General features: G+C 59.9%; 22 protein-coding genes. 12 read left to right on the forward strand and 10 right to left on the reverse strand.

What is annotated here, in order from left to right; genetic code table 11:
* The first annotated feature begins 9 nt into the window (after nt 1-9).
* Genes PQR67_RS04625 through PQR67_RS04635 form a run of 3 tightly spaced genes read left to right on the forward strand, consistent with a single transcriptional unit; the run spans nt 10 to nt 5,113 of the window.
* Nucleotides 10-1,554 (forward strand): efflux RND transporter periplasmic adaptor subunit, encoded by a 1,545-nt coding sequence (locus PQR67_RS04625; RefSeq protein ID WP_408455090.1) that lies wholly within the window; start codon nt 10-12, stop codon nt 1,552-1,554.
* Entirely contained in the window at nt 1,551-4,754 is a 3,204-nt protein-coding gene (locus tag PQR67_RS04630; RefSeq protein WP_408455093.1) for an efflux RND transporter permease subunit, read from the forward strand. The genes PQR67_RS04625 and PQR67_RS04630 overlap by 4 nt, the downstream gene beginning before the upstream one ends.
* Nucleotides 4,754-5,113, forward strand: a complete 360-nt coding sequence (locus PQR67_RS04635; RefSeq protein ID WP_408455096.1) for a copper-binding protein — start codon at nt 4,754-4,756, stop codon at nt 5,111-5,113. The genes PQR67_RS04630 and PQR67_RS04635 overlap by 1 nt, the downstream gene beginning before the upstream one ends.
* A 61-nt stretch (nt 5,114-5,174) precedes the next feature.
* Here PQR67_RS04635 and phoU read toward each other — a convergent pair whose 3' ends face one another.
* The 4 genes from phoU to PQR67_RS04655 all read right to left on the reverse strand — a co-directional run bounded on the left by phoU (nt 5,175) and on the right by PQR67_RS04655 (nt 9,112).
* A complete protein-coding gene (gene phoU, locus PQR67_RS04640; protein ID WP_408455099.1) occupies nt 5,175-5,873 on the reverse strand; it encodes a phosphate signaling complex protein PhoU in 699 nt (232 codons plus the stop codon).
* Between the two features lie 427 nt (nt 5,874-6,300).
* The gene (locus PQR67_RS04645) at nt 6,301-7,218 is read right to left on the reverse strand and encodes a CHAD domain-containing protein (protein ID WP_408455101.1); all 918 of its coding nucleotides are present in this window, start codon (nt 7,216-7,218) and stop codon (nt 6,301-6,303) included.
* Nucleotides 7,219-7,533: 315 nt separating this feature from the next.
* Entirely contained in the window at nt 7,534-8,550 is a 1,017-nt protein-coding gene (gene trpS / locus PQR67_RS04650) for a tryptophan--tRNA ligase (protein ID WP_408455104.1), read from the reverse strand.
* A 190-nt stretch (nt 8,551-8,740) separates the two neighbouring features.
* Nucleotides 8,741-9,112: a lysozyme inhibitor LprI family protein gene (locus tag PQR67_RS04655; RefSeq protein WP_408455107.1), complete on the reverse strand. Its 372-nt coding sequence runs from the start codon at nt 9,110-9,112 to the stop codon at nt 8,741-8,743.
* 231 nt (nt 9,113-9,343) lie between these two features.
* On the opposite strand from PQR67_RS04655, the gene PQR67_RS04660 reads away from it, so the two are divergent.
* The 3 genes from PQR67_RS04660 (at nt 9,344) to PQR67_RS04670 (ending at nt 12,276) form a co-directional block, all read left to right on the forward strand.
* Nucleotides 9,344-9,658 carry a hypothetical protein gene (locus tag PQR67_RS04660; RefSeq protein WP_408455110.1) on the forward strand — a complete coding sequence of 105 codons (315 nt, stop codon included), beginning with the start codon at nt 9,344-9,346 and terminating at the stop codon, nt 9,656-9,658.
* Between the two features lie 343 nt (nt 9,659-10,001).
* Nucleotides 10,002-10,220, forward strand: coding sequence for a hypothetical protein (locus tag PQR67_RS04665; protein ID WP_408455113.1), 219 nt, complete (start codon nt 10,002-10,004; stop codon nt 10,218-10,220).
* 346 nt (nt 10,221-10,566) lie between these two features.
* Entirely contained in the window at nt 10,567-12,276 is a 1,710-nt protein-coding gene (locus PQR67_RS04670; protein ID WP_408455115.1) for a hybrid sensor histidine kinase/response regulator, read from the forward strand.
* 68 nt (nt 12,277-12,344) lie between these two features.
* On the opposite strand, the gene aspA is transcribed toward PQR67_RS04670, so the two are convergent.
* The 4 genes from aspA to PQR67_RS04690 form a co-directional block, all read right to left on the reverse strand.
* Nucleotides 12,345-13,763, reverse strand: coding sequence for an aspartate ammonia-lyase (gene aspA / locus PQR67_RS04675; protein ID WP_408455118.1), 1,419 nt, complete (start codon nt 13,761-13,763; stop codon nt 12,345-12,347).
* 94 nt (nt 13,764-13,857) lie between these two features.
* Entirely contained in the window at nt 13,858-15,327 is a 1,470-nt protein-coding gene (cuyB, locus tag PQR67_RS04680) for a cysteate racemase (protein ID WP_408455121.1), read from the reverse strand.
* A complete protein-coding gene (locus PQR67_RS04685; protein WP_408455124.1) occupies nt 15,324-16,613 on the reverse strand; it encodes a dicarboxylate/amino acid:cation symporter in 1,290 nt (429 codons plus the stop codon). The genes cuyB and PQR67_RS04685 overlap by 4 nt, the downstream gene beginning before the upstream one ends.
* 177 nt (nt 16,614-16,790) lie before the next feature.
* Nucleotides 16,791-17,699, reverse strand: coding sequence for a LysR substrate-binding domain-containing protein (locus PQR67_RS04690; RefSeq protein WP_408455127.1), 909 nt, complete (start codon nt 17,697-17,699; stop codon nt 16,791-16,793).
* 191 nt (nt 17,700-17,890) lie between these two features.
* Here PQR67_RS04690 and PQR67_RS04695 point away from each other — a divergent pair, with 191 nt between their 5' ends.
* Complete coding sequence (locus PQR67_RS04695) at nt 17,891-18,511, forward strand: rhomboid family intramembrane serine protease (protein ID WP_408455130.1); 621 nt, start codon at nt 17,891-17,893, stop codon at nt 18,509-18,511.
* 13 nt (nt 18,512-18,524) lie between these two features.
* Here the strand turns inward: PQR67_RS04695 and PQR67_RS04700 are convergent, their stop codons facing one another.
* The gene (locus tag PQR67_RS04700) at nt 18,525-19,169 is read right to left on the reverse strand and encodes a TetR/AcrR family transcriptional regulator (RefSeq protein ID WP_408455133.1); all 645 of its coding nucleotides are present in this window, start codon (nt 19,167-19,169) and stop codon (nt 18,525-18,527) included.
* A 448-nt stretch (nt 19,170-19,617) separates the two neighbouring features.
* Between PQR67_RS04700 and purU the strand changes: the two genes are divergently transcribed.
* The 5 genes from purU to PQR67_RS04725 are packed head-to-tail and all read left to right on the forward strand — an operon-like array spanning nt 19,618 to nt 25,680.
* Entirely contained in the window at nt 19,618-20,490 is an 873-nt protein-coding gene (gene purU / locus PQR67_RS04705) for a formyltetrahydrofolate deformylase (protein ID WP_408455136.1), read from the forward strand.
* A 22-nt stretch (nt 20,491-20,512) separates the two neighbouring features.
* Nucleotides 20,513-21,763: a sarcosine oxidase subunit beta family protein gene (locus tag PQR67_RS04710; protein WP_408455864.1), complete on the forward strand. Its 1,251-nt coding sequence runs from the start codon at nt 20,513-20,515 to the stop codon at nt 21,761-21,763.
* A gap of 12 nt (nt 21,764-21,775) precedes the next feature.
* Nucleotides 21,776-22,096 (forward strand): sarcosine oxidase subunit delta, encoded by a 321-nt coding sequence (locus PQR67_RS04715; RefSeq protein ID WP_408455139.1) that lies wholly within the window; start codon nt 21,776-21,778, stop codon nt 22,094-22,096.
* Nucleotides 22,083-25,082 carry a sarcosine oxidase subunit alpha family protein gene (locus PQR67_RS04720; RefSeq protein WP_408455142.1) on the forward strand — a complete coding sequence of 1,000 codons (3,000 nt, stop codon included), beginning with the start codon at nt 22,083-22,085 and terminating at the stop codon, nt 25,080-25,082. Before PQR67_RS04715 ends, PQR67_RS04720 begins: the two co-directional genes overlap by 14 nt.
* Entirely contained in the window at nt 25,075-25,680 is a 606-nt protein-coding gene (locus PQR67_RS04725) for a sarcosine oxidase subunit gamma (protein WP_408455145.1), read from the forward strand. The genes PQR67_RS04720 and PQR67_RS04725 overlap by 8 nt, the downstream gene beginning before the upstream one ends.
* Before the next feature lie 132 nt (nt 25,681-25,812).
* Here PQR67_RS04725 and PQR67_RS04730 read toward each other — a convergent pair whose 3' ends face one another.
* Complete coding sequence (locus PQR67_RS04730; protein WP_408455148.1) at nt 25,813-26,901, reverse strand: branched-chain amino acid ABC transporter substrate-binding protein; 1,089 nt, start codon at nt 26,899-26,901, stop codon at nt 25,813-25,815.
* Between the last annotated feature and the right edge of the window lie 15 nt (nt 26,902-26,916).

The following is a 26,916-nucleotide window of genomic DNA, read 5'->3' on the forward strand; positions in this document are numbered from 1 at the left end:
GAGAACACCATGCAAAAGAAACAACTGGTGCGCGCGGTCCTTGTGACGTTCGCTGCCGTGGCTTTGTCAGGCGCAGGCTACCTGGCCGGCGCGCGTCATGCCATGCAGGCGGGTTCAACCTCTGCCGCCGCGACGCCCGCGAAGTCCGTGGCGGGCGACAGGATCGATCCGAAAACGGGGCGCAAGGTGCTGTACTGGCACGACCCGATGGTGCCGAATCAGCATTTCGACAAACCGGGCAAGTCGCCATTCATGGACATGCAACTCGACCCGGTCTTCGCCGACGACGCAGGCGCGAGCGGCATCAAAATCGACCCGGGCTTGCAGCAGAACCTCGGCATCCGCTACGCAACGGCGCGACGGCAGGAGATTGCCGAAGGCTTCGATGCCGTGGGCACCACGCAGTTCGACGAGTCGCGCGCCGACGTCGTGCAGTCGCGCGTCACGGGTTACATCGACCACCTGTATGCGAGCGCACCGATGCAGCGGATCGCGCAAGGCGCGCCGATCGCGTCGCTGTTTGTGCCGGACTGGCTGGCGCCGCAGGAAGAGTACCTAGCGCTTAAACGCAGCGGTATGGACAGCAGCATGCTCGAGGCCGCTCGTGCACGCATGCGGGCGATGTCGATTCCCGACGGCGTCGTCGCGAATCTCGACCGGACCGGCAAGGCGCAGACGCATGTCGTGCTGAGCTCGCCCGAAACGGGCGTTGTCAGCGAACTGAACGTCCGCGACGGCGCCATGGTGACGCCCGGGCAGACACTTGCCAAGGTCGCGGGCCTGTCGACGTTGTGGCTCATCGTCGAGATACCGGAATCCCTGGCACTGAGCGTGCAGCCTGGCATGACGGTGGATGCGGCATTCGCGGGCGATCCCACCCAACGCTTCAAAGGGCGGATTCGCGAAATTCTGCCGGGTATCAGTACCGACAGCCGCACCTTGCAGGCGCGTCTCGAGATCGACAATGCCGCGTACAAGCTGACGCCGGGCATGCTGATGCGTGTGCGGGTCGGTGCGCAAAACGCGGCCCCGCGCCTGCTTGTCCCGTCCGAGGCGGTCATCGCAACCGGCAAGCGCACCGTCGTCATCGTCAGGAACGGGGATGGCCGCTTGCAGCCGGTGACTGTCACGGTCGGCAAAGATACCGGCGACGAAACCGAAGTGCTGAGCGGTTTGGCCGACGGCGATCAGGTTGTGGCGTCCGGTCAGTTTCTGATCGATTCGGAGGCCAGCCTGAAATCGGTTCTTCCTCGCCTCGCGGGGAGCGCAAACGCAAACCCTGCCGCCCCCGCTCCTGCCGTAACCGACGCAAACGCCGCATCTCAAACCTACGAGACCACCGGCAAGGTCGAAAAGGTGACCGCCGAAGACATCACATTTTCCCACCAGCCGGTTCCCGCCCTTGGCTGGGGCAAGATGACGATGGCATTCGGCAAACCGTCGGCGGCGGCCTTTCCGGACGCAAAGCCCGGCGATGTCGTGCACTTCCGATTCCGCCAGACCGACAGCGGCTACCAGTTGACGACGGTCGAACCGGTAGGAGGTGCCAAATGATCGCGCGCGTGATCAGGTGGTCTATCCATAACCGCTTTCTGGTCCTGCTGGCCACTGTGCTCGTTACGGCATGGGGCGTCTACTCGGTGACTCAAACGCCGCTCGATGCGCTGCCCGACCTGTCCGATACGCAGGTTATCATCAAGGCCTCGTACCCGGGCCAGGCGCCGCAGGTCGTCGAGGACCTGGTCACGTATCCGCTCACCACGACGTTGCTCGGCGTGCCGGGCGCGAAAACCATTCGCGCGTATTCGTCATTCGGCGATGCGTTCGTCTATGTCCTGTTCGACGACAAAACCGATCAGTATTGGGCGCGCTCCCGGGTACTCGAATATCTGAACCAGGTGCAGAGCGGGCTGCCGCGCGGCGCGACGGTTTCGCTCGGACCCGATGCCACCGGGGTCGGCTGGGTCTACGAATACGCGCTCGTCGACCGGAGCGGACAGCACGATCTCGGGCAGCTTCGCGCCCTCAACGACTGGTTCCTGAAGTTCGAGCTGAAGTCAGTCCCGGATGTCTCCGAGGTCGCGAGTATCGGCGGCATGGTGCGCCAATATCAGGTTGTGCTCGATCCGGACAAACTGCGCGCGTACGGCATCACGCAGACGATGGTTGCCGACGCATTAGGCAAGGCGAATCAGGAGTCGGGCGGATCCGTTGTCGAGATGGCCGAGTCCGAGTACATGGTCCGCTCGTCCGGCTATCTGCGCTCGCTCGATGACTTCCGCCAGGTCGTTCTGCGTACGAACGAAGCAGGGACGCCAGTGCTCCTCGGCGACGTCGCGCGGATTCAGATCGGACCTGAGATGCGGCGCGGCATCGCGGAGCTGAACGGCGAGGGCGAAGTCGCGGGCGGCGTGATCGTGATGCGCTCCGGCAAGAACGCATTGACCACCATCGACGCGGTGAAGGCCAAGCTTGCCGAGCTGAAGCGTTCGCTGCCCGCCGGTGTCGAAATCGTGACGACGTACGACCGCTCACAGTTGATCGAACGCGCGGTGGACAATCTGAAAGACAAGCTCGTCGAGGAATTCATCATCGTCGGGCTCGTGTGTGCGGTCTTTCTGTTCCATCTGCGCAGTGCGTTCGTTGCCATCCTGTCGCTGCCGTTAGGCGTGCTGGCCGCGTTCATCGTGATGCGGTATCAAGGCGTGAACGCGAATCTGATGTCGCTCGGCGGCATTGCGATTGCGATCGGCGCGATGATCGACGCGGCCATTGTGATGATCGAGAATGCGCACAAGCATCTCGAAGCGTTCGAGCATGCGCATCCCGGCAGGGCCATCACCCCGGCTGAACGTTGGGAACTGATTGCGGTGTCGGCCGCCGAGGTCGGACCGGCGCTGTTCTTCTCGCTGCTCGTCATCACGCTCTCGTTTATCCCGGTGTTTTCGCTCGAAGGCCAGGAAGGCAAGCTGTTTGCTCCACTGGCGTTCACCAAGACCTACACGATCGCGGCGGCGGCGGGACTGTCGGTGACCCTGGTGCCGGTGTTGATGGGTTTGCTGATCCGCGGCCGCATTCCGCACGAGAACGCGAACCCCATCAATCGTGTGCTGATCAGACTGTACCGGCCGTTGCTGGAGGCGACGCTGCGCCGTCCGTGGTTCGCGATAGGCCTGGCGGCGGTAGCGCTCGCTGCGTCGGTGATTCCGCTTTCGCAGCTCGGCGGCGAATTCATGCCGCCGCTCGACGAAGGCGATCTGCTGTATATGCCTACGGCGCTGCCTGGCATCTCGGCGGAAAAAGCGAGTGAACTGCTGCAGCAGACTGACCGGCTCATCAAGACCGTGCCGGAGGTGCAGACCGTGTTCGGCAAGTCCGGCCGCGCCGATACGGCGACCGACCCCGCGCCGCTCGAGATGTTCGAGACCACGATCCAGTTCAAGCCGCGCAACGAGTGGCGGCCGGGCATGACGCCGGAGAAACTGGTCGACGAACTGGATCGCACCGTCAAGGTGCCGGGGCTCTCGAACGTGTGGGTTCCGCCGATTCGCAATCGGTTGGACATGCTGTCGACGGGGATCAAGACGCCGGTTGGGGTCAAGATTTCGGGTCCTGACCTCGGGCAAATCGACAAGGTCGCGGCGCAGGTCGAAGCAGCGGTCAAGACCGTGCCGGGTGTGACGTCGGCGCTGGCTGAACGGTTGAACGGTGGCCGATACGTCGACGTCGATATCGACCGGCTGGCAGCGGCCCGCTACGGCCTTGCGGTTGCCGATATCCAGTCGATCGTGTCCACGGCGGTTGGCGGCGAAAACGTCGGCGAGGTCATTGCCGGGCGGGAGCGCTTTCCGATCAACATCCGCTATCCGCGCGAGATCCGCGACTCGCTCGAGAAGCTGCGCGAGCTGCCGGTCGTGACCGACCGTGGCGCGCAAATCCGCCTGGACGACGTGGCGCACATCACGATTGCCGATGGGCCGCCGATGATTCGCAGTGAGAACGCGCGGCTCGCCGGCTACGTGTACGTCGATATTCGCGATACCGATCTGCATTCGGCCGTGCAGGCCATGCAGCGCGCGGTCGCTGAGAAGGTGACGCTTCCTGCCGGGTATTCGATTGCGTGGTCCGGCCAGTTCGAATATCTGGAGCGAGCGGCGGCGAAGTTGCGCACCGTTATTCCTGTGACGCTGGTGGTCATTTTCGTGCTGCTCTTCCTGACGTTCAATTCCGTTGCCGATGCGCTGCTGCTGATGTCGACGGTGCCGTTCGCACTGGTCGGTGGTTTCTGGTTCATCTGGATGCTGGGCCATGCCGTGTCGGTCGCGACTGCCGTGGGATTCATTGCGCTCGCGGGCGTGGCGGCGGAGTTCGGCGTCGTGATGCTGCTTTACCTGAAGGGCGCGTTGAATCGCCGACTCGACGCAGGCGAGCCGCTGAGTGAAGCGCTGCTTCTCGATGCGATCCGGGAAGGGGCTGTGCAGCGCGTGCGTCCCAAAGCGATGACGGTCGCCGTCGTGCTCGCCGGTCTCATCCCCATCATGGTCGGACACGGCGCCGGCTCGGAGGTCATGCAGCGCATCGCCGCACCGATGGTCGGCGGAATGATCACGGCCCCTCTTCTTTCGATGCTGGTTATTCCCGCAGCGTGGTTTTTGCTGCAACGCCGCCGCGCGAAGCGTTTGCCCGACGCGCGGCTTCCTCATGCAGTACCTTCCGGCACAACCGTGCCAACACCTCAAACTGGAGAGATTTGATGAAGAAAACGATTGTTTCGTTTGCCGCGCTTGCTGCTTTTGGCGCGCTTGCTGCAGCGCCTGCGTTTGCTGGCGATGATATGGCGGGCATGAATATGTCCACGAAACCGGCGGCTTCAGCGGAGTCGTCTAACGCGGCGCTGACTGACGCGGAGGTGAGAAAGATCGACCCCGCCTCCGGCATGGTCACACTGAAGCACGGCGCGCTGCGCAACGTTGGAATGCCCGCCATGACCATGGCCTTCAAGGCAAAGGATACCTCGATGATCAAGCAGATTCACGAAGGCGATAAGGTCAAGGTCCGCGTTGAGGACGTCGACGGCACGCTGACTATCGTGAAACTGGAAAAAGCGTCGTGATGCGTTGTTGATGCAGACTCGCGGGCCGGTTGCTTTGGCCTGCGGGTTTGCCCATGGTTAGTTAGCAACGCGCAATCAATTCTCGTGGCGTATGGCGAACGTCGGTACCCTTAACAATGTAGACGACCAGTTCGGCGATGTTGGTGGCGTGGTCGCCGATACGCTCGATGGCCTTCGCTATGGACAGGTAATCGAACCCCGTTGCAATGGTCCGGGGGTCTTGCGTCATGGATGTGATGAGCCTGCGCATGAACGCCACGAACTCGTTGTCGATGGCTTCGTCATCCTGCACGATCTGTGCGGCGGCAACAGTATCCATCCGCGCAAAAGCATCCAGCGCGTGGCGAAGAATATCCGCGGCCATTTTGCCGGAGGCTTTGATTTCGGAGATGTTGACGGGCTGCGCGGCGGTAGCCCCCATCGCAATGCGGCGCGTGCGCTTTGCAATCTTCCGCGCCTCATCGCCAGCACGTTCCAGATTGGTGATGCACTTCGAGGCGGCCATCAGGAGTCGCAGGTCACGGGCGGTGGGCTGCCGGCGAACGATGATGTTGCTCACTTCCTCGTCGATTTCTATTTCCATCGCGTTGAGCCGGTGTTCGCTCTCGAGAACCTGCTCAACAAGTGTCAAATCGAACGTGTTCAATGTCTCCATCGCGCACGCAATCTGCGCCTCCACCAAGCCGCCCATTTCGAGCAACCGGGTTAAAAGCAGGTTGAGATCAAAGTCAAACCCGCTGGAAAGATGCTTATCCGACATCTTCACTCCTCAGGCAAATTTGCCTGCGACGCAATGCTCAGTTACACAATGCCTTGATTCGTACGAACGGCGGCGCGGCTACGTTGCGTTGCTCAAGCAGAGGCCCGAGGAATGCGAATCTCCGTAAACCCGCGCCGGCATGAGCGGCGGTGCATGTCCCGATCAGTAAAGGATATAAACAGTATATACAGTTTATGACATTTTCAGGAATGCTTTGGCGCGGGCGCACAACCGATACGGCGCGCAAGTTGTCCACATAAAATGTTCGCAAGGCTGTGGAAAACTCACGGGCAAGCGCCACAAGCTGCTGAAATGATTGGATTTGTACCGGGCGCGCTGAGCGCGTGCATTTGCCGGGTGACCACAGTGGTCATCAGGTGGCTTCACGATATCCGGCGAGGGTTGAAGCGAGGCGGCGGTTGAACGGCTACCAGGCCGTGCGCAATGCCTCGTGCGCGTGGTGCATGTGATACTTCTTCTGGTTCTGCAGATACCCAACGGCCTCTTTGAGCGCCTTCGACTCGCCAAGCTGGAACGCATACTCCCGCAGCAAGGTTTCGCTCGTGACAAGGTCGTTGAGCTTCCCGAGTTCGTCCTGCACCAACGCCAACCGTTCAATGGCGACCTGATGATCGCCCCCGAGTACCGGCAAAAAGAACTCCAGCAGATATCGCAGCTTCTTCCCGGCAATGCGCACTTCATGAAGCGCAACGTAGCCCGAATGTTTCTCCGACGCCGCTTGCTTCACGCGTTTTCTCAAAGCCTTCTCGGCTGATTTCACGCGCTCCTCGGCAAACGAGGCAAGCGTTGGACTCGTGGATCGCGAATTCAGTTGCTGTTGCGCACCCGTTAACGCGCGCTGGAGTATCTGCTCGACACCGGCGTTCCCGATGGTTCTTCGACTGAATGACAGCGCGTCGGCGCGATGCTCGTCGACAGATTCGAGCAGCGCGGCAAATGTGTGTTGCATCGACCGGTCGGCTGCCAGCAGGTCGCGCAGGATATCCCAGTCGCGCGTTTTGCCTGCGGCGTTGGCCAGGGATTTGAACTCGCTACGCTGCAGCGCCGAGTCTTTCTTGTCGAGTAGTGGTTCGTACGCCCACCAGAGCGAACGCAAACGACGCAGCGCGACACGAAGCTTGTGCAATACCTCGGGGTCCGCTTTCAGATGCAATGCGTGGGCGCGCCGGGCGGCATCCGCGGAAATTGACGTGGCCAGGCACGCGAATCCGTCTGCCGCTGACATTGACGGGGCGATCGAACCCGCTTTCCCGCTGTCGTCGCCGGCGGTCGATGCGGACGTACCTGTTTCTGGCGCTGCCGATACGAAAATCTGGGAGTTCATTTCCGGGACGCCCTCGAATTCGGCAGGATAAGCGGAGGCCACAAGTGACTGACACAGGCAACGACTATTGACGCGCCAGGGGATTCCGCAACGCGCCGTCATTGCGCTTGCTCTCTGGTCACTTACTCAAATCGTACAACGACACATTCCCGAAAGCCAATGCGCCTTCCCGTCCGTGCCCATGTGTCCCCGGAACGTTCGTTGTGCGCTCTACGTGCTTAAATCGTAGGTCCGTGAGGACAACCCATGGAAAATAGGGGTGGAATGGTTGCTGCGCGCTTAAGCGTGAACCCCCACCTCCCGGACCTTATTCGCTCAGTTCTGAAAATAATTCAAGCCGAGTGCACCTTTAACCTCTGACACCGTCGCACCCGCCACTTCTCGCGCGCGCAGGGTTCCGTGGCGCAGGACGTTCAGTACTTCCGCGCGGTCAGTCGCGAACTCGCGGCGGCGCTCCCGAATCGGGGCGAGCATCGACTGCAGCCGCTCGTTGAGCACGCGCTTGACCGCGCTGTCGCCAAGACCGCCGCGGCGGTAGTGCGCTTTCAGTTCGTCGACCATGGGTACGTCCGGCTCGAACGCATCGAGGAACGCGAACACAACGTTGCCTTCAACCTGGCCCGGATCGTTGACGCGCAGGTGGTTGGGGTCGGTGTACATATTGTTCACGGCCTTGGTGATTTCGTCCGGGCTTGCACCCAAGGTAATGGCGTTACCCAGCGACTTGCTCATCTTGGTCTTGCCATCGATACCTGGAAGCCGCGCGACGTGTGAGAGCACGGCTTCGCATTCGACCAGCACTTCCTTATCGACCGTATTGTTGAAGCGGCGCACCAGTTCATTGGTTTGCTCGATCATCGGCAACTGATCGTCACCGACGGGCACGCGCGTCGCCTTGAACGCAGTGATGTCGGCCGCCTGGCTGACCGGGTACGTCAGGAAGCCGGCGGGGATGTCGCGCTCGAACCCGCGAAGCACGATTTCCGCCTTGATGGTCGGGTTGCGCTCCAGGCGCGCCACTGTCACAAGATTGAGCAGGTATTGCGTCAGCTCCGCGAGTTCCGGCACTTGCGACTGGATGACGATGGTCGATTTGGCAGGGTCGATGCCGACAGCCAGGTAGTCCAGCGCGACTTCGATTACGTTGTCGGTCACTTTCTGGTGCCGGCCGACGTTGTCGGTCATGGCCTGCGCATCAGCGAGCAGCAGGAACTGCTGCGCTTCGTGTTGAAGCTGCACGCGGGCGCGCAGCGAGCCGATGTAGTGGCCGAGGTGCAAGGGACCGGTTGTGCGGTCGCCGGTGAGGATAACGGGTTGTTTCGCGTGTGACATGGTGAGCTTTGGTGTTTGGGGACACCACCAGTCATGCGCGCGCAAAAACGAAAATGCCGCCAGGACTGGCGGCATCACGTTGTAGATGTACGTGTGAAAACGGGCCGCCCAGGTTAGGCGCGCCACCAACGATACAGGGTCAGCGAGGTCGGGTTCGTTTCCATAGGACGAGTATAGCGCAGCACGGCGCCTAAAATGGCCCACGGCTAGCCAGGTTGGCGTACTCGCCCTTTAGCGTCTGGATTCGTTGCCGATATGCGCTCAGCAGGCACGCCTGGTTCGCACCGCATTGCTTCCTCGCGCTCAACCAGGACTGTTGCTCTTCTCCCATGTCCCCGCGCGTACCCATGGCAACGAGACCCATCAGCATCTGGTAGCGCACCGACATCTCGACGTCCAGTTCGCTGAGTTGCCGGGATGCGCATATCGCCTTTTCGTCCGGCTGACGCGCGCGATTACAGTCGAAGCTTGCCGCCGAGGCAGGTACTGAGCCGGCCGTGATCGCTGCCAGCAGCGCCAGGCGCAAGTACTGACCCATGCGGTGATTGCGGTGTTTATTCATCGTTGTTCATGACATGACTGGACACCTGACACAATTCGGCTGGTCGATCTCAGACGTGCGAGCAAGCCCAGCCTTTCAGTCTTTTTTGCAGACACCTGAAGGTAACCCAATTTGCACAGACGCCACAGAGCGGAAGTGGACATGGCACTCGAGAAACCTGTATATTTATACAGTATCAAGCGTGCAATTTCGCGTCACTGAACTGGCACTTTTTAATTGGAGGGTTGAGCCATGGATGCACGTGTTCGCGGGCCCGACCATCCTATGCCCGAGATGGCCGCCTTCATCATGGAATTGCGCGCAGCCTTCGGTAACGAGGCAATTGACGAGGCAGTCAGGCGCGGAAAATCCGGGGAGCCAGCCTTCTATGCCTGCGAAAACGGCAACGCGGTCGGCACAGCAAGTCCGGTCAGCGAAAATGTCTGGCGCGTTAATGCTGACATACGAGACCGGCATTATTGTCCCGGGTGCGATGGTGGCTGTGTGGGACAGGGTATGGGTTGCAAAGCGTGGCTGCAACGGAAAGCAGGCAAGGAGAATTCGTGAAACGCATTGGATTGGCCGTACTGATGGCGACGCTCGGGCCGGTCGTGCACGCGGCTGGCTACACTGAAGTCTGGAATCCGCCGGAGGCCCGTGCAACCGCCCCCCATAGGGTCGGTGCCGCACGCAAGCTGACAGTCCATCGGCCCGCGGTTCCTCGTACGATGAAAGTTCACGCACGGCACACCCCTATGCCGGCGCCGAAACTCATGGCGAAGCAAAGCAACCTGCAAAAGGACCCACCCGCAAGCGAGCCGGATATGTCCCAGATTCCGCGGCAGATCACGCCTGAGGGAAACGTGCTTCGGGTTGACTCTCGCGGCCTGGCGGCTGAGGTCATTCGGTGATGGAATCGGAGTCCTACCACGGCTATAGCGTGTGGGGGCACGCCATCCTGCAGCAGGAAGACATTCTCCAGCCGGAACGCTACGCGGCCAGCGGGACTATTACTGTCGGGGGAAAGCTGGTTGAAGCGTCGGGTATCCTCGGCTATTTCGATACCGATGAAGAAGCGCAGCATGCCGGACGGGACTGGGCTCGCGCCTGGGTCGATGCACACGGTTGACAGTTGGACTGTCTTTTAACCGGACCGCGGCCGATGTCTTCAAACCCGGAAACGCCCGGTGAACAGTTCATTCTTTATGCGTTACATGTCTTTTAAAATTTAGCCGCGCTGGCCGTCTGAGGACGATGGGTCGCGAGCAATTCCAGCGTGGTGCCCTTCGTAGACCGGGGCCGCCTTTGCCGGCAGGCAAGCGGGTACGAACCCTCGTTGACTTTGTGCTGCCCCTCCCGTAATGTGAAATGCGCCGCTGTGAAGCACATCGTTTTTGCGCCCACCTATCGAGCTGGCAGCATCCCGGCATCCCCACCTTCGAACTTTCTCTACTTCTTCAATCGCTCTGTCAGCCATGGAAAGCAATCGCGCGCCCAGTCAAACGGATGAGCTCGCCCGCAGGCCGGCCCGCGCCGCAGACTATGCGGCCGAAAACCGGGCGCTTGTGGCACTCGCCCGAGTCCAGGCCGGCCCGCGTTCCGAGTTCCTGCAGGCCATCGCCGACACGGCTCTGTCGCTTTGCCATGCCGATAGCGCGGGTATCAGTCTTGTCGAAGGACCCGACGACAAGCGGGTTTTTCGGTGGTTCGCCGTCGCCGGACTGTGTGCCGAACTGCGCGGCAAAACCACGACGTGGGATGAATGTCCATGCGGCGTCACACTGGAGTCGGGCGCTCCGCAACTTTTCATCGACCCGCAGGCCCAGTTCCCGTGCCTGCGGTTTCCCGGTGTGAATGTGCCTGAAGGCATTGTCGTTCCGATTCCGGCCGACAACGGAGCGCTAGGTGCCATTTGGGTGATGTCGCATGCGGAGGATCGCAGATTCGATCTCGAAGACGTCAGGCTGCTCTCGAATCTCGCCGTTTTCGCCGGTTCTGGCCTGACAATTGTCAACGCGCGCGACAGCGGTGAAGAGAGTGACCGGCGGCACAACGAGTTCATCGCAATGCTCAGTCACGAGTTGCGAAACCCGATGACGCCGATCGATGGCGCCATCAGTGCAGCCAAACGGCTGTGCGCTGAAGACGAAAGAGCCGTCGAAGTGCTGACTGTCGCGCAACGCCAGATGAGGCATCTGCGCACGCTGGTCGATGACCTGCTCGACGCCGCCCGTCTCAAACATGGCAAGCTCGCTATCAAGCACAGCGATACCTCGCTTAGCGAAATTGTGTTCGATGCCGTGACAGCCATCAGGCATCACATCGTGTCCCGCAGGCATACGCTCAAAATCACCGGTCTGGACGAGCCCATCTACGTGCGCGCCGACCACGTCCGCTTGAGCCAGGTGCTGGGCAACCTTCTGTCGAACGCCGCGAAATATACGCCGGTCGGAGGCACGATCGAACTCGACGTGCGCGTCGAGGCAAACGACTCGAGCGAAGAATCGGCCGGGCTGGTCATGATCGACGTCGCGGATAACGGCATGGGAATCGATAGCGCAGTTCAGCCACACGTCTTTGAATTGTTCGCGCAATCCGCGCACGGTCACGCGCGTTCCGAGGGGGGGCTGGGAATCGGGCTCGCCGTGGCGAAGCGGATGGTCGAGTTGCACTGCGGAACCATCGCTCTCAAGAGTGAAGGGGCAGGCAAAGGGACGGTTGTGACGCTCCGTTTGCCGATACTCCGGATGGCGGCGGATACAGACGGCGCAGCCCGCAAGGTGTCCGGCGTGACAGCCGAGCCTGCGCGTCTGCTGCTGGTCGACGACAATCAGGATGTGCTGCGGGCGCTGAGCACCTTGCTCGAACTCGAGGGTCACGAGGTAACAACGTCGGACAACGGGCGCGATGCTATACGGCTGATGTCTGAAAAGCACCCTGAGGTTGCAATCGTCGACGTGGGGATGCCGGATCTCGACGGCTTCGAGGTGGCACGAACGGTTCGCCTGAATCGCGGACTCGACGACATGGTGCTTGTAGCGCTGACGGGCTATGCATCCGAATCCGACAAGTCGAGGGCACTGGCGGCCGGCTTCGATTTCCATCTGACCAAGCCACTTTCGCTCGATAAGCTGCAATACATCCTGGCAAATCGCGCCGGCGGCACGCTGCGAGGCATTGTTTAAGGTCGGTGGGTGTCTGCACGCTTGGGCCGTTGGACCGGAGCGAGCCATCCACTCCGGTCGTCCATTCTTTAAGCTGTCGGCGTGACTTCTCTCGGCTGGGTCAGCATGGCGGGTTGCAATATCTCGTCGAGCTGGGACTGACTCAGCAGCCCTTTGCTAATCACGATCTCCGCTACGCTTCGACCGGTCGCAAGGGCTTCCTGTGCAACTTCCGTCGCATGCGTATACCCAATGTACGGGTTAAGCGCGGTCACGATACCAATCGAATTTTCAACGATTGACCGCAGCCGGTCCCGATTGGCGGTGATGCCGTCGACACATCTGGACGCCAGCGTCAAACATCCTGCCCGCAGATGGGCCACGCTCTTGAAGAGGCTGTGCGCGATGATGGGCTCGAATGCGTTGAGTTGAAGCTGCCCGGCCTCAGCGGCAAAGCTGACGGTCACGTCATTGCCGATCACTTCAAACGCAATCTGATTGACCACTTCAGGTATGACCGGGTTGACCTTGCCCGGCATGATGCTGGAGCCGGCCTGAACCGGTGGCAGGTTGATTTCCCCAAGACCTGCGCGGGGGCCGCTCGAAAGGAGCCGGAGGTCATTGCACGTTTTGGAGAGTTTCACGGCAACACGCTTCAGCACACCCGACAACTGCACAAATGATCCGACATCCTGCGTCGCTTCGACCAGGTTGGGCGATGTTGTCAACGGAATACCCGTGACGTCGCTCAGGTGGCGGCATACGAGTTGCGCATACTCGGGATGCGTGTTGATGCCCGTTCCAATGGCGGTTGCGCCCAGGTTGATCTCACAGATCAACTTCGATGCTTCCCGGAGACGCTCCTCGTCTTCGCCGAGCATGACGGCAAACGTGCTGAACTCCTGTCCCAAGGTCATGGGAACGGCATCCTGCAGTTGAGTGCGCCCCATCTTCAGGTCGTCCTTGAACTCAGCGGCCTTGCGTTCGAACGATGCCCGGAGCACGGCCATGGCGTCGACCAGTTGCATGATTCCCGCGTACGTCGCGATTTTCAATGCAGTCGGGTAGACGTCGTTGGTGCTTTGCCCGAGGTTGACGTCCTCATTGGGATGAAGGATGTGGTACTCGCCACGCTCGTGCCCGAGGTGCTCAAGCGCAAGATTGGCAATGACCTCATTCGCATTCATGTTGGTTGAGGTGCCGGCGCCGCCCTGAATCACGTCGACGACAAAGTGGTCGTGTGCGACACCGGAACGGACCTGCTTGCAGGCCTGCACGATGGCCGACATTTTGAGCTCGCTGAGCAGCTCGAGATCGTAGTTCGCTAGCGCAGCCGCCTCTTTAACGCTCGCCAGCGCGTTGATGAGATTCGGATAAACGGAGATGGGAATGCCCGTGATGGGGAAATTCTCGAGCGCGCGCAGCGTGTGGACGCCATAGTAGGCTGCCGCGGGTACGGCGAGGTCGCCGAGAAGGTCGTGTTCGATGCGTTCGATGGCCGTGAGCATAACGATCCTTGATAGGTAAAAAACCTGGACGAAGTGCAATACCCGACGCCTATGTATACCACGGGCCGGGTCAGAGAATGATTCGATCGATCGCCTATGGGCGGCGCGTTTCCGATGCTGCGGTGGCGTAAGTGACGCACTGCCGCGCAAGTACATCTGTAGGATCCACCAGGCGCACCGATCTGCCAGTGGTACGGACGAAATCCGCCTGCGGAAGCAGTAGCGGCAACTCGGTGCAACCCAGGATGACAACTTCCACGCCTTGGGCAATGAGATCGTCGATCGCAGCCGCGATGTCCGACTGACACTGCCCGGTCGTGAATCCGGCTTTCACGCCTTCCTTGCCATAAATGGCATCCATCACGCGCGCTTGCAACGTGGGTCCAGGAACGACCTGCTGCAAGCCTTGTGCGTTGAGCGCCTTTTCGTAGACCCCGCTTTCGACCGTTCCGGAGGTTGCCAGTACACCTACTGAACGCAGCGAGGGAAAGGTCTCGCGAAGGTAGCTGACGGTCACCGTCAGCATGTTCACGATAGGTATGCTGAGATACGGCTGGATACGCTCAACGAATGCGTGCGCCGTGTTGCATGGGATAGCGATGATGTCCGCGTCTCCGGCCTCGAGCTTCTTGCATGTCGCGTAGAGGGAGATAGTCGGGTCGGGTCCATCGCCAATCAGGCTTTCTGTGCGGTCCGGAATCTGCGGGTTCTGTTCGACCAGTAGCTTGATGTGGTCCTGGTCGCGTTTAGCCGGCGTGTTCCTGACGATCTTGTGGATGAAATCCACGGTTGCCGCGGGGCCAACCCCGCCGACCACCCCGACTTTGAACAGCGTTTCAGGCGAAGAATACTGGCCCGATACGACGTACTGTGCGTACGCCAGATTCGAATCGATAAGCGGCACCTGCAGCGGCCCCATCTCCTGCGCAACCAGAGCGATCTCGGTCAACCCCGGGACGATGAGGTTGACGCCCTGTGCGATGAGGTCTTCGCACGCCTCGCGCAACAGGTCCACGGGCCGGCCATTCAGGTTTCCGCTCTTGATTCCCTCTGACCCATAGACGGCCTCCGTGACGAGGTCGAGGTTGTTTCGCACGGTGGGATAAACAATCTCGAACTCCGGCGCCGGGAAGTACTTCTCGAACAATTCTTTCCGTCGCGTGTAGTCGGACGCGAGGACGCCGATTCGACGCACGGAAGGGAATTTCCGCCGGACATGGCTGCGAACAGCCTCGACCATATCGACGATCTGAAGCGGTGAATTCGCCTTCAGTTCATCGATAAAGGTGTGGCTGAGGAAGCAAGGCAGCACAACCGTCGTGACCCCTTGCTTCTCGAAGCGGCTAATCAGGTCGAAGATATAGAGCTTTCGCTGTGTCGTGGCCTCAGTCCCGGCATCCGAACTCCCGAAAGGGTGCTGTTCGAATACCACGTCGAAGTGCTCCGCGTCGCGGGTAGCGGGGGTCGATTTGACGACCTTGAAGAATACGTCCGCGCTGGCCAGAGGCCCCAGGCCACCCACCACGCCGAACTTGCGCGCGTTTCTATCCTTCACTTCCGTCATTCCGTCTCACCTTGCAGTTGAACGAAAACAGCGTCGCTGGCGTGCGTGACCTGTTTGGCTGAGCGCTTCGCTTCCCACTTCGCGATGACGGCCGTCGCGATGCTGTTGCCGATCACGTTGGTGGCGGTTCGCCCCATGTCGAGGATCTGGTCGATGGCGAGAATGAGCACGACGCCGGATGGCGGCAGATGGAACATCGGTGCGACGGCAGCAACCACGACCACCGAGCCTCGGGCGACGCCTGCCATCCCCTTGCTGCTCACCATGAGTACGAGCAGCATCATGATCTGGGCGCCTAGCGGCATATCGATCCCGAAGGCCTGAGCGATGAAAATCGCAGCGAATGCCTGGTACATCATCGAGCCGTCCAGATTGAATGCGTATCCGAGCGGCAAGGTGAAGCCGACCACCTTTTTGTCGACCCCGAACTCTTCGAGTTTTTCAGTCAGACGAGGGTAAGCCGCCTCGCTGCTCGCCGTCGAAAACGCGAGCATGGCAGGCTCCCGAATCGCCTTTAACAGCGCCCAGATCTGCTTGCCCAGGAAGCAATAGCCAACGGCGATGAGCAACGTCCAGAGAAGCGCCAGGCCGACATAGAAACTGCCGATGAGCTTGCCGTAGGTGGTCAATACATCCAGACCGTGGACCGTGATGGCCGCAGCGAGCGCGCCGAAGACACCGATCGGCGCGAGACGCATCACGTAGTCGGTCAGCTTCAGCATGGCGGGCACGAGGGCATCGACGCCTGCAATCAGCGGCGCCACGCGTGAGTCGGTCTTGATGACGCTCAGCACGATGCCAAACAGGACCGAGAAGACCAGAATCTGAAGAATGTCATTTCGGGCCATTGCATCGAAGATGCTGTTGGGAAACGCATGCGTCACGAAGTCTTTGAAGTTCAAGCCGGCGGTATTCAGACCTGTAGAGACATCCGCGCTGGTTTGCACCATATGCAGCCCCGCTCCCGGTTGAAACAGATTCGCGAGGACGAGACCGAGGGCGAGGGACAGCAGCGACGCGCACAGGAACCATCCCACCGACCTGAACCCGATTCGGCGCACGTCGCTCGTCCCCGCCATGCCTGCAAGGCCGGAAACCAGCGTTGCGAAGACCAGCGGCGCGATAATCATCTTCACGAGACGAAGAAAAATATCGGTGATGATTGAAAAGTATCCGGCGATGGTTTTCGCTTCAGCGGCATCCGCGACCGACCGGTGGCAGAGGTAGCCGACAACAACGCCGAGCACCATGCCGACAAAAATATAGAGCGTGAGCCGATTCTTCATTTGAACCCGTCCTGGGAGGGCGTACGGCGCTCGACTGCACACCGCGCGCATGCGTGGCAAAAACTCGCTGAGTCAGCAGGTTTTCGTGGTTGGACGGATATTAAGGAACGTCAAAAAGATGTCGATGCTAGTACTGCATGTGGTTATGCGAGTTTCGCATAACCCGTGAAAACCCTATCAGGAAGGTGAGGCGGCGCGAATATGTCCCCAGAGTTTCTCCAGAAATTCGCTGCGATTTGAAGCATCGCGGTACACGCGGAGCTCGACCTCGAGATGCCATTCGGCGCGCCCAGCGGGGACCAGTTCGCCCGATTCGAGCTCGGCAGCCATGGAGCTTTTGGGCAGCCATGCGACGCCTTCGCCTTCCATGACGAGTTTCTTCAGCACTTCCGCCATGTCCGACTCGTAATGAAGTTGCAGCGCTGGGGCAGCCGCTGCCTGGCCAAGAAGTAGCGCGAGGCAGCGGCCAAAATAGCTGGTTTCCGTATAGGAGATGAGCGGCAGTGGACGGTTCGCCGTGCCGGGCAACCGGAACGCAGGCGCCGAGCGTTCGTTGGGTCGGCAGACCGGCATGAACGTATCGACGCCCACGGTCAGATGCTGATATCGCGCGGGGTCGAGATGCAGCGGCAACTCCGGATGGTGGTACGCAAACATCAGTTCGCAGTTCCCGTTGACGAGCATCAGAATCGAATCGTGCACGTTCGTCGGAATGACCCGGGCGCGCACCTCGCCAAAATGCGCGGTGAGCGCCTTCAGCCAAGCGGGCAGAAAGCTCAGCGCGATGGTGTGGCCGGCCGCGATCTGCAGGCCCTTGCCGGCCATTCGTTGCTCGGTGCGGATGATGGCTCGCGTGTCGAACAGCTTCTCGAGAATGTCTTCCGCTGCTTCCTGGAACAGTCGCCCGGCGGGCGTCAGCGTCGGGGGAAAGCTGCTCCGGTCGATGAGGTCGGCGCCCACCCATTGCTCGAGCGACTGGATTCGCCGGCTAAAGCCAGACTGCGTGACGTTCCGGAATTCTGCTGCCCGTGAAAAGCTTTGATATCGTGCAAGCGCGATGAAGTCTTCAATCCACTTGATTTCCATATCGGGTCCTGTGACATGCCGTAGCGCCTGCGAGACCGGGAGATTCTACGCTGGGGCGCTGTCTTGTGGCCCTGGGTCCCGGACTGCCCACGGGTTCCGTCTCGAATGCGGCTATGGTTTGTTTTGTTCGTACGCGACCCGTCGACGTAGTTACCGGTAACCCGCCGACACCATACCCTGGAGAATCGAACATGTCGCAACCCGGTGTTTCAACCGGCTCATCACGGACCGCGGGTTCTTTCGTCGGCCAGCTCAAGGACCGGGCCGCGCTGCTCGCCCTCTATGTCGGCTCAATGTGGGCGACGTTCTTCCTGTCGGTCGCGATGCCATTCCTGCATCTGAACCGTCATGGCGTGGTTCCGCGCACACTGGGCGGCCTGCAGGGCATCCTGTTCGCTCCCTGGCTGCACGCCGGACTCTGGCACATCACGGCTAACACAGGCGGACTGCTGGTGCTCGGCTGGCTGACCATGTGGCCACGCATCGCGAATTTCTGGCAGGCGACCGTCGGCGCGATGCTCGGCGCAGGATTGTGTGCGTGGCTGTTCGGCGCGCCGTATTCGGTGCACATCGGCGCGAGTGGTGTGGTGTTCGGATACGCCGGATATCTCGTCGCACGCGGCTTCTACACGCGCGGCGTTCTCCCAATTCTGGTCGCACTATTTGTCGCCAGCAGCTACGGATTGAGTATGCTGTATGGCCTGCTGCCCAACTATCCGGGCGTATCGTGGCAAAGCCATCTCGGCGGCGCGATTGGCGGCATCATTGCGGCGCGCATGTTCGCCGTGCGCGGTTCGCGGACTACGCCCTGAATTCCCTCGACATTCAGATACGTTCGTTTCCGGCCTGCGTAATCACCTGAACGAGGACTTCTAGCTGCCCGTCGACTTCTTCCTTTGAAACATCGAACAGGTCGAGCATCCCCATGCCGCGTAAGGTTGCAAAAACAAAACCAGCGAACTGCTGAGGATTCGGATGCCGTGCTTCGACTTCTGGGAAATACGTGATGAACCGGGCGAAGAAAACTGGATCGGACCTCGCACGATTGGCGTCAATTCGCGCAAACAACTCAGGCGTTGCTTTGCATCCGAAGAAGAGACTCCATGCCGCGACGTAGCTGGGAACGCCATAAATGGTCTCCCATGCGACGCGAACAAAACTGCGAGCGCGTTCTTCCAGCGGCAAATTGGCCGATGGCCAAACGACTCCGTCGTCTGATAACGGGGCCATAACTTCGTCAATCAACCGCTCCATCAGAATCTGACGGTTTGCGAAGTGGTGTTGCAAAGCGCCGAGCGTGACTCGTGCCCCACGCGCAATGTCCTGAAGATTGGTCGCCCGAAACCCTTTTTGGTGAAGCAGGCGCATGGCCGACTGCACGATGCGCGCACGGGTCACCTCACTGCGCTCTTCCTGCGTGCGGCGGGCGGGTGTTCGGCGAGAGACCTTTTTTGGGGTGGCGATGTTCATGAGGAAACACAAATCGTGATTGTCGGACGGCGTCCGCGCGGGCGCCGCCACTCGAAGGAGTGCCTGAGACTGATGGCCCAGCGTACAACAAAAACAAGTAATAATTATTTTTTGTTTGCGAATGGACACTTCTGTACATATACTTGCCTCGGTTAGGTCCTCCCGGAATTGGGAAGCGGGCGCTCATGCACGTTGATGCAACGATTGGTCAAAAACAGCAAGGACATTGTGTTTTGCAACGGCGGCGGCCCCAACCCGCGTGTGCCACTCGCCCGGACACCGGCATCTGTGCACGCGCGATACCGGCGCCGCTCACCTCCAGCGAGCTGATTTGCCGAGCCGCCGACAGATGCCGCGAGCGACTGAAGCAACGTGAAGAACGTTTTCGCAGCATCGTGCGGCTGCCCACTCATTGATATCGCTTTTTGAAATTCAAGGAATCGCTTCCATGACCCTCGCGTCCGAAAACACGCCGATCAGCTATCTCTTCACGTTCCAGTGCCCGGACCGTCTGGGCATTCTCGCGAAGGTGTCTAACCTGTTGTTCGAGCAAGGTGCGTTTGTCACCGAGTCGTTCCATTACGGAGACCCGCGAACGGAAACTTTCTTTGCGCGGATGGTTTTCGATGACCACGTTCTCAAGTCGTCGGTCGGCATCCTGCAAGAAATGATGGGCGGCCTTGCTCAAGAGATGGACATGACGTTCTCTTTGCGGCGTGCTGACTACCGTCCGAAGGTATTGATTGCCGTATCAAAGTACGACCACTGCCTCAATCTGCTGCTCACAAAATGGCGTGCGGGCGCGCTAACTATCGACATCGTCGGCGTCGTCTCTAACCACGACGATTGCCGCAGTCTCGTGGAGTGGTACGGCATTCCGTTCCACCATTTCCCGATTACGCGCGAAACGAAGCCTCAGCAGGAGGCGCAGATTCTCGACCTCTTCAGCACGACCGGCGCCGAACTTCTCGTTCTCGCGCGCTACATGCAAATCCTGTCCGACGACATGAGCCGTCAGCTCGAGGGGCGTGCTATCAACATCCACCACTCGTTTCTGCCAGGATTCAAAGGTGCTCGCCCTTACCACCAGGCGTACGACCGTGGCGTGAAAGTCATCGGCGCAACCGCGCACTTCGTGACTGCCGACCTCGACGAAGGGCCCATCATTGCGCAGGAGGTTAAGGCAATCGATCACTCCTACACGGCTGACGATATGGTTCTGGTGGGTCACGACACCGAGGCAATTGCCCTGGCCAATGCTGTGCGGCTTTTCAGCGAAGGTCGCATCTTCTTCAACGGTCACCGCACCGTCGTTTTTTAATCCAACGCGCAAGAGGTGTCGCTTGGAAAATTACTCACTATGGTCGCTCGCCAAGCATGCGCTGACCGGTCATCGCCGCTGGACACCGGCCTGGCGTTCGCCTGAACCGAAGAAGCGTTATGACGTGGTCATCGTCGGCGGCGGCGGCCAAGGTTTGGCCACGGCCTACTACCTCGCGAAGAATCACGGCATCACGAATGTGGCCGTTATAGAAAAGGGCTGGTTGGGCGGGGGCAACACCGGGCGCAATACCACCGCAATCCGCTCCAACTATTTCTATCCGGAAAGCACGAACTTCTTCGAGCGCTCGTTAAAGTTGTACGAAGGGCTGAGCAAGGAACTGAACTACAACATCATGCTGAGCCAGCACGGTGTGCTCACGCTTGCTCATACTCCCCATCAACTTGACGGTCTCGAGCGTTGGTCGAACTCAATCCAGCTACAGGGTATCGACGCGGAAATGTTCGACCGCAAGCAGGTTAGTGAATTTATGCCGCTGCTCGACACGAGCGCGCATGCACGCTTTCCGATTCTCGGCGGCTTCGTCCAGCGTCGAGGCGGCGTGGCGCGTCACGATGCAGTTGCATGGGGTTATGCCCGCGGCGCGGATAACCTCGGTGTCGACATTATCCAGAACTGTGAAGTCACGGGCTTCAAATGCAGCGGCAATCGCATCAGAGGCGTGGAAACCAGGGCCGGTGTCATCGAGGCGGACAAGGTCGTGATTGCCGTTGCCGGGCACTCTTCTGTTCTCTCGAAGATGGTCGGTATCTCACTGCCCATCACGAGTGTTCCGCTGCAGGCCATGGTGAGCGAGCCAATCAAGCCCGTCCTCGATGGCATCGTCGTTTCCCCGCTCGTGCATGCTTATGTCAGCCAGTCTGATCGCGGAGAAATTCTGATGGGCGGCCGCGCTGACGCGTACCCATCGTACGGGCAACGGGGCACGTTGCCCGCTCTGGAAGAAACGGTGAGCGCTGCAGTCAACCTCTTTCCGACCTTCAGCCGCCTCAAGCTTATGCGGCAATGGGCTGGCATCGTCGACATATCGCCCGACTCGAGCCCGATTCTCGGAAAGACCCCGGTGACCGCGCTGTATATCAGCACAGGCTGGGGAACGGGTGGCTTCAAGGCCATACCGGTTGGCGGTGAGACGCTCGCCTATACCGTCGCTAATGATCGACCGCATCCGCTCATCGAACCTTTCGGTATGGACCGCTTCGTTACGGGTCGCTTCGTCAATGAAGCTGCCGCCGCCGGCGTCGAGCATTAAGCAAGGACCATCATGTTACGCATTCCCTGTCCGTATTGCGGCAGCACCCGGGACGAAGAAGAGTTCACATTCGGCGGGCCGCTCGCTCGCGTTCGCCCGGCAGACCCCCAGAATCTGAGCGACGCTGACTGGGCGACTTATATGTTCACCCGGGAAAACGCTCGGGGGCCTTCCGTGGAAAGGTGGCGGCACACGTTTGGTTGCCGGCAATGGTTCGGCATCGAGCGCGACACCGTGAGCCATGCATTGCTCCGTGTTTTTACGTTGGACCGCGCAGCATGCCAATTGAACGCAGTTGACCCGGCTAAGGGAGGTCTTCATGAAACCGCTTGACCGCGTTCCTGTCTATGGCGCGCGACCCGACGAAGCGCGGAAGAAGGTTGCCTTCAGTTTCGACGGAAAACAGTATGAAGGCCTTGAAGGCGACACGCTTGCTACCGCGCTCATAGCCAACCGGGTCGATATCGTAGGTCGCAGCTTCAAGCTGCATCGGCCGCGCGGGATCATGAGCGCTGGGGTCGAAGAGGCGAATGGACTGGTGCAACTGGAATCGGGCGCATTCGAAGAGCCGAACGTGCGCGCTACGCTGACGCCTCTTTACAGTGGCCTTAGTGCGGCGAGCCAGAATTCGTGGCCGAATGCGCAACACGACGTTCTGGGCATTCTCGATGTGTTTCAGCGCGTTCTGCCTGCTTCGTTCTATTACAAATCGATGATGTGGCCGAACTGGCACTTCTACGAGCGTTTTGTTCGGCCCATTGCCGGTCTCGGCAAAGCACCGAAAGCGCCGGACGCTCAGAAGTACCAGAAACGTAATGCTCACTGTGATCTGCTTATCGTAGGCGGCGGCCCTGCCGGGTTGACGGCTGCGATGGTTGCCGGCCGGGCTGGCTTACGCGTGATTCTCGCCGACGACCGCGAAGAATTCGGCGGCGCGCTGACCTCTGAGCGATTCGAGGTCGATGGTAAACCTGCCGCGCGTTGGGTTGAGAAAACCCTTGTATCGTTGCAGCACATGCCGAACGTGCAATTGCTGCCGCGCACGAACGTGAGCGGCTACTACGAGAACAACGTACTTGCAGCAGCAGAACGCGTATCGAATCACCTCGGACCGATTGGGCAGAACGGACGTCTGCGCGAACGACTCTGGCGCATCCGTGCGACTTCTGTGATTCTCGCCACCGGCGCGCTCGAGCGTCCGCTCGTGTTCAGCAATAACGATAGGCCAGGTGTGATGCTGGCCTCTGCGATACGTACGTACGTGAACCGGTTTGGCGTTGTACCTGGTCAACGGGCCGTGATTGCAGCAAACCACGACGATGCTTACCGGACTGCATTCGACTTGCATGCCGCTGGCGTCAGGTTAATTACGGTTGTCGACACGCGCCCGAAGGTTGACGAAGCTCTTGTCCGGGCTTTGGGCAATCTGGGCATAGCTCACTATGCCGGGCACAGCATTCGCGACGTTGCTGGCAAGCGCCGGGTGAAAGCCGTCAAGTTGTCGAAGCATCTTGGCGACGGGCTGCTTGCGAGCGATACGATAAGTGTGCCGTGTGATCTGGTTGGTATGTCGAGCGGCTGGACACCGACCATCCATCTGTACAGCCAGGCGGGAGGCTCGCTGCGGTACAGCGAAGATCGCGCATGTCTCGTGCCGGATGCGTGCTCACAGAATGTTCAGGTTATCGGCGCTGCCGACGGTCAGTTCTCGCTGCCAGAGTGCTTCAAAGACGGTCTTCAGGCGGGTGAAAAAGTCGTCCGCCAACTGGACGGCAGGCAGTCGGGCACGGTCGGAGTGCCCAGCACTCACGGTGCCAGCGAAGAAGCTCTGCGCATTGAGCCGTTCTGGTTCACGCAGAACACGCGCACAGACAAGCAGTGGCTGGACTTTCAGTACGACGTGAAAGTGTCGGACGTCGAACTTGCGATGCGCGAAAACTTCCGTTCGGTTGAGCATGTGAAGCGATACACGACGGGCGGGATGAGTATCGACCAGGGGAAATCGAGCAATTTCAACATTCTCGCAATCATGGCCGAATTGAGTGGGCAGCCCATTATGAAGGTCGGCACCACGCGGTTTCGTCCGCCTTATCAGCCCGTGACCCTCGGAGCGTTTGCAGGCAGCACCGTTGGCGAGCGGTACGCGCCGTGGCAGACTTTGCCCGCAATCGCGTTCCATCGCGCGCATGGCGCCCGCTTCGGCGATTATGGATGGAATCGACCGGAGTATTACCCACAAGGCAATGAAGATATCGTCGCAGCAACCCGGCGCGAAGTCCTTGCTGTACGGAACGGCGTGGGAATGTTCGATGGTTCACCGCTCGGAAAGATCGAGGTGAAAGGCCCAGACGCAGGTACGTTTCTGAACCGTGTGTATGTGAACAACCTGGCAACACTGAAACCCGGGTTTGCTCGTTATGCGATGCTGACGAACGACAACGGTGTCCTTATCGACGACGGTGTCGTCGTCCGGCTCGCCGGTGACCATTTTCTCGTTCATGCGACCAGCGGTGCGGTAGGCCGTGTGTTCCTGCTGCTGGAAGAATACCTTCAATGTGAATGGCCGGACTTGCGGGTGCATGTGAACAACGTCACGACCCAATGGGCGAACGTAACGGTCTCGGGACCGAAAGCGCGTAGCGTGATGGAACAGCTCGAGTCAGATATCGACTTTTCGGCGGAGAGTTTTCCCCACATGCACTTTCGCGCGGGAACGCTTGCAGGGGTTCAGGCCCGCATTCTCCGGGCGAGTTTCACCGGCGAGGTCACGTACGAAATCTCCGTCCCCGGACGCTATGCCCAAGCCTTGTGGGAGCATATCTACAACGTGGGCAAGCCGTTCGGAATTGCGCCATACGGCATTGAGGCGCTTGAGGTGATGCGCACGGAGAAAGGCTACCTTCACGTCGGCGCCGATACGGATGGATGCTCCAATCCGCTCGATATTGGCTGGGGCAAGATAATCGAAAAGAAAACGGACGACTTCGTTGGCCGCCGGTCCCTGCAACGCCCGGCGGATAAAGCAACTGGGCGCCTCGAGTTTGTCGGCCTCGAATCAGCCGACCCTAAGGTGCCGCTTCCGGTTGGTGGGCACTTTGTGAACGGATCTGCTCCGCAGCTTCCGGCAGCGTCCGACGGTTATGTTACGTCCGCCTGTACCAGTCCCATGCTCGGCAAATCGATTGGTCTTGGCATTCTGCGCAACGGCGCGTCGCGCCTTGGCGAAGAAGTGAATATCTACGCCAAGGGACGCATCATCTCAGCGCGGGTCGTTCCTACGGCCCACTTCGACCCGAAAGGAGAACGTCTGAATGGATAAGCTCATGGCCAGGTCTACGGTTTCGGACCAACTTGTGCAGGGGCGGCCTTTTCCAATCTGCTCGCGCGGATTGACGGTCTCGGAGCTGCCGCTCCACGGCATCTTCCGGCTGCAGGGTAATGCGAAGGACGCGGCGTTTGGGGCAGCAGTAACCGCTGCACTTGATCTTCCGCTTCCTGTATCGGAGGGATTCTCGGTCAGCGGCAACGCGCAGCTTGCATGGGCTGGTCCGAATGAGTTCCTCTACTTCTGCCAATTGTCTTCAGAAGAAATTGCGCTCTCCGCGCTTATTGCTGCTCTAGCCGGGCAATTTGCGACGGTCACCCAGGTGTCCGATAGCAGGGTGGCGTTTATCTTTTCCGGCGACGATGCGCCGGCATTTTTAGCCAAGGGGTGCGCGATTGACCTGAACCCGGTGGCGTTCCCTGCGGGACACGTCGTAACCACGCGTTTCGCGGGTCTTCCGTCCATGCTTATGCACCGAACGGTCGGCGAGTATGTCGCTTACTTTGACGTTGGCTCAGCAGCGTATGTATTGAGCTGGATGCTGGATGCGGCGGAGGAGTTCAGGGACGACCTTTCCGCAGGCCTGCAATAGTGGTTTGTCGAGGGAGGCCCGGTGGTTCCTCCCTCGACTTTGTCAGTGCGCGTTTCTGAAGCACCGTCTATCCGATTCCTGAGTCTCCTGGCGGGGTCTTCAGCAATGCGTGCATCGTCAATACAACCATCTTTACTTCAACGCGACGGTTGTCGTTGGCACGTATTTGCCGTTCTTCACTTCATAAAGGGTTACGTTCGCAGCGCGTAGGTCGCCTTTGGAATCAAACGCAATCTTCCCGGTGACGCCATCAAAGTCAACCTTCTTCATTGCTGGCAGATAGTCTGCGGGGACGGTCGAGTCCGCAAGCTTCATTGAATTGATGAGCGCCCATGTTGCGTCGTACGCGTATGGGGCATAGAGCACGACGGAGCCGTACTTCCTGAATTTCCCTTCGAACGTCTTGCCCTTCGGCATTTTGTCCAGCGGCTGGCCGGATTCCGCCGAGACCGTTCCTTCCGCAGCGCCGGCGCCAGCCAGTTCGATAAACTTGTCCGTCTCGATGGCGGAGCCGACCAGCGGGACGTTCATGGCCAACGCGTTCATCTGTTTGCGCATCGGACCTGCCTGAGCATCGACACCGCCATAAAAGATTGCCTGTGCGTTCTTCGACTTAATGGAAGTCAGGATGCCGCGAAAATCAATTGCTTTGTCGGAGACGTATTCGCGGTCGACGATGTCGACACCTGCCGCTTTGAGCTCGCTGACGACTACGTCGGCCAGTCCTTGTCCATACGACGTGCGGTCGTCCACCACGGCGATCCGCTTGTAGCCCTTGGTCTTTGCCAGATACTGGGCGACCACGCGACCGACATAGCTGTCGTCGCCAATTACGCGAAACGCGGTGGCAAAGCCTTGTCGCGTCAGGATGGGATTGGTCGCAGACGGTGACACCTCGGGGATGCCGGCATTGGCGTACACCTTGGAGGCCGGGATCGTCGCTCCCGACGTCAGGTGGCCCACGACACCGCTGATTTTTGCGTCAGCGAACTTCTGTGCGACGGCCACGGCTGTTTTCGGGTCGGCCGCATCGTCTTCGGAATCGAGGACGAAATGAACGGGCGAGCCCTTGATTTTGATTCCCGCCGCGTTTGCCTCGTCAATTGCCAGCTTGACGCCGCTTTCGGCGTCCTTGCCGATGTGGGCGACCTGCCCGGTTAGAGGGCCCGAGTATCCAATCGTCACCGTCTGGTCCGCGTTCGCGCTGGTGACCAATGCCACTGAACAACCTAGCAC

Source organism: Paraburkholderia fungorum, from assembly GCF_046026025.1.
Lineage (GTDB): Bacteria > Pseudomonadota > Gammaproteobacteria > Burkholderiales > Burkholderiaceae > Paraburkholderia > Paraburkholderia fungorum_E.

Excerpts from the sequence above, each read along its gene's own strand:
- PQR67_RS04670 (WP_408455115.1), top strand. The coding sequence starts at position 10,567 with ATGGAAAGCAATCGCGCGCCCAGTCAAACGGATGAGCTCGCCCGCAGG.
- PQR67_RS04685 (WP_408455124.1), bottom strand. The coding sequence starts at position 16,613 with ATGAAGAATCGGCTCACGCTCTATATTTTTGTCGGCATGGTGCTCGGC.
- aspA (WP_408455118.1), bottom strand. The coding sequence starts at position 13,763 with ATGCTCACGGCCATCGAACGCATCGAACACGACCTTCTCGGCGACCTC.
- PQR67_RS04660 (WP_408455110.1), top strand. The coding sequence starts at position 9,344 with ATGGATGCACGTGTTCGCGGGCCCGACCATCCTATGCCCGAGATGGCC.
- PQR67_RS04725 (WP_408455145.1), top strand. The coding sequence starts at position 25,075 with ATGGATAAGCTCATGGCCAGGTCTACGGTTTCGGACCAACTTGTGCAG.
- purU (WP_408455136.1), top strand. The coding sequence starts at position 19,618 with ATGACCCTCGCGTCCGAAAACACGCCGATCAGCTATCTCTTCACGTTC.
- PQR67_RS04645 (WP_408455101.1), bottom strand. The coding sequence starts at position 7,218 with ATGAACTCCCAGATTTTCGTATCGGCAGCGCCAGAAACAGGTACGTCC.
- PQR67_RS04695 (WP_408455130.1), top strand. The coding sequence starts at position 17,891 with ATGTCGCAACCCGGTGTTTCAACCGGCTCATCACGGACCGCGGGTTCT.
- PQR67_RS04625 (WP_408455090.1), top strand. The coding sequence starts at position 10 with ATGCAAAAGAAACAACTGGTGCGCGCGGTCCTTGTGACGTTCGCTGCC.
- PQR67_RS04635 (WP_408455096.1), top strand. The coding sequence starts at position 4,754 with ATGAAGAAAACGATTGTTTCGTTTGCCGCGCTTGCTGCTTTTGGCGCG.
- phoU (WP_408455099.1), bottom strand. The coding sequence starts at position 5,873 with ATGTCGGATAAGCATCTTTCCAGCGGGTTTGACTTTGATCTCAACCTG.
- PQR67_RS04700 (WP_408455133.1), bottom strand. The coding sequence starts at position 19,169 with ATGAACATCGCCACCCCAAAAAAGGTCTCTCGCCGAACACCCGCCCGC.
- cuyB (WP_408455121.1), bottom strand. The coding sequence starts at position 15,327 with ATGACGGAAGTGAAGGATAGAAACGCGCGCAAGTTCGGCGTGGTGGGT.
- PQR67_RS04690 (WP_408455127.1), bottom strand. The coding sequence starts at position 17,699 with ATGGAAATCAAGTGGATTGAAGACTTCATCGCGCTTGCACGATATCAA.
- PQR67_RS04665 (WP_408455113.1), top strand. The coding sequence starts at position 10,002 with ATGGAATCGGAGTCCTACCACGGCTATAGCGTGTGGGGGCACGCCATC.
- trpS (WP_408455104.1), bottom strand. The coding sequence starts at position 8,550 with ATGTCACACGCGAAACAACCCGTTATCCTCACCGGCGACCGCACAACC.
- PQR67_RS04715 (WP_408455139.1), top strand. The coding sequence starts at position 21,776 with ATGTTACGCATTCCCTGTCCGTATTGCGGCAGCACCCGGGACGAAGAA.
- PQR67_RS04655 (WP_408455107.1), bottom strand. The coding sequence starts at position 9,112 with ATGAATAAACACCGCAATCACCGCATGGGTCAGTACTTGCGCCTGGCG.
- PQR67_RS04720 (WP_408455142.1), top strand. The coding sequence starts at position 22,083 with ATGAAACCGCTTGACCGCGTTCCTGTCTATGGCGCGCGACCCGACGAA.
- PQR67_RS04630 (WP_408455093.1), top strand. The coding sequence starts at position 1,551 with ATGATCGCGCGCGTGATCAGGTGGTCTATCCATAACCGCTTTCTGGTC.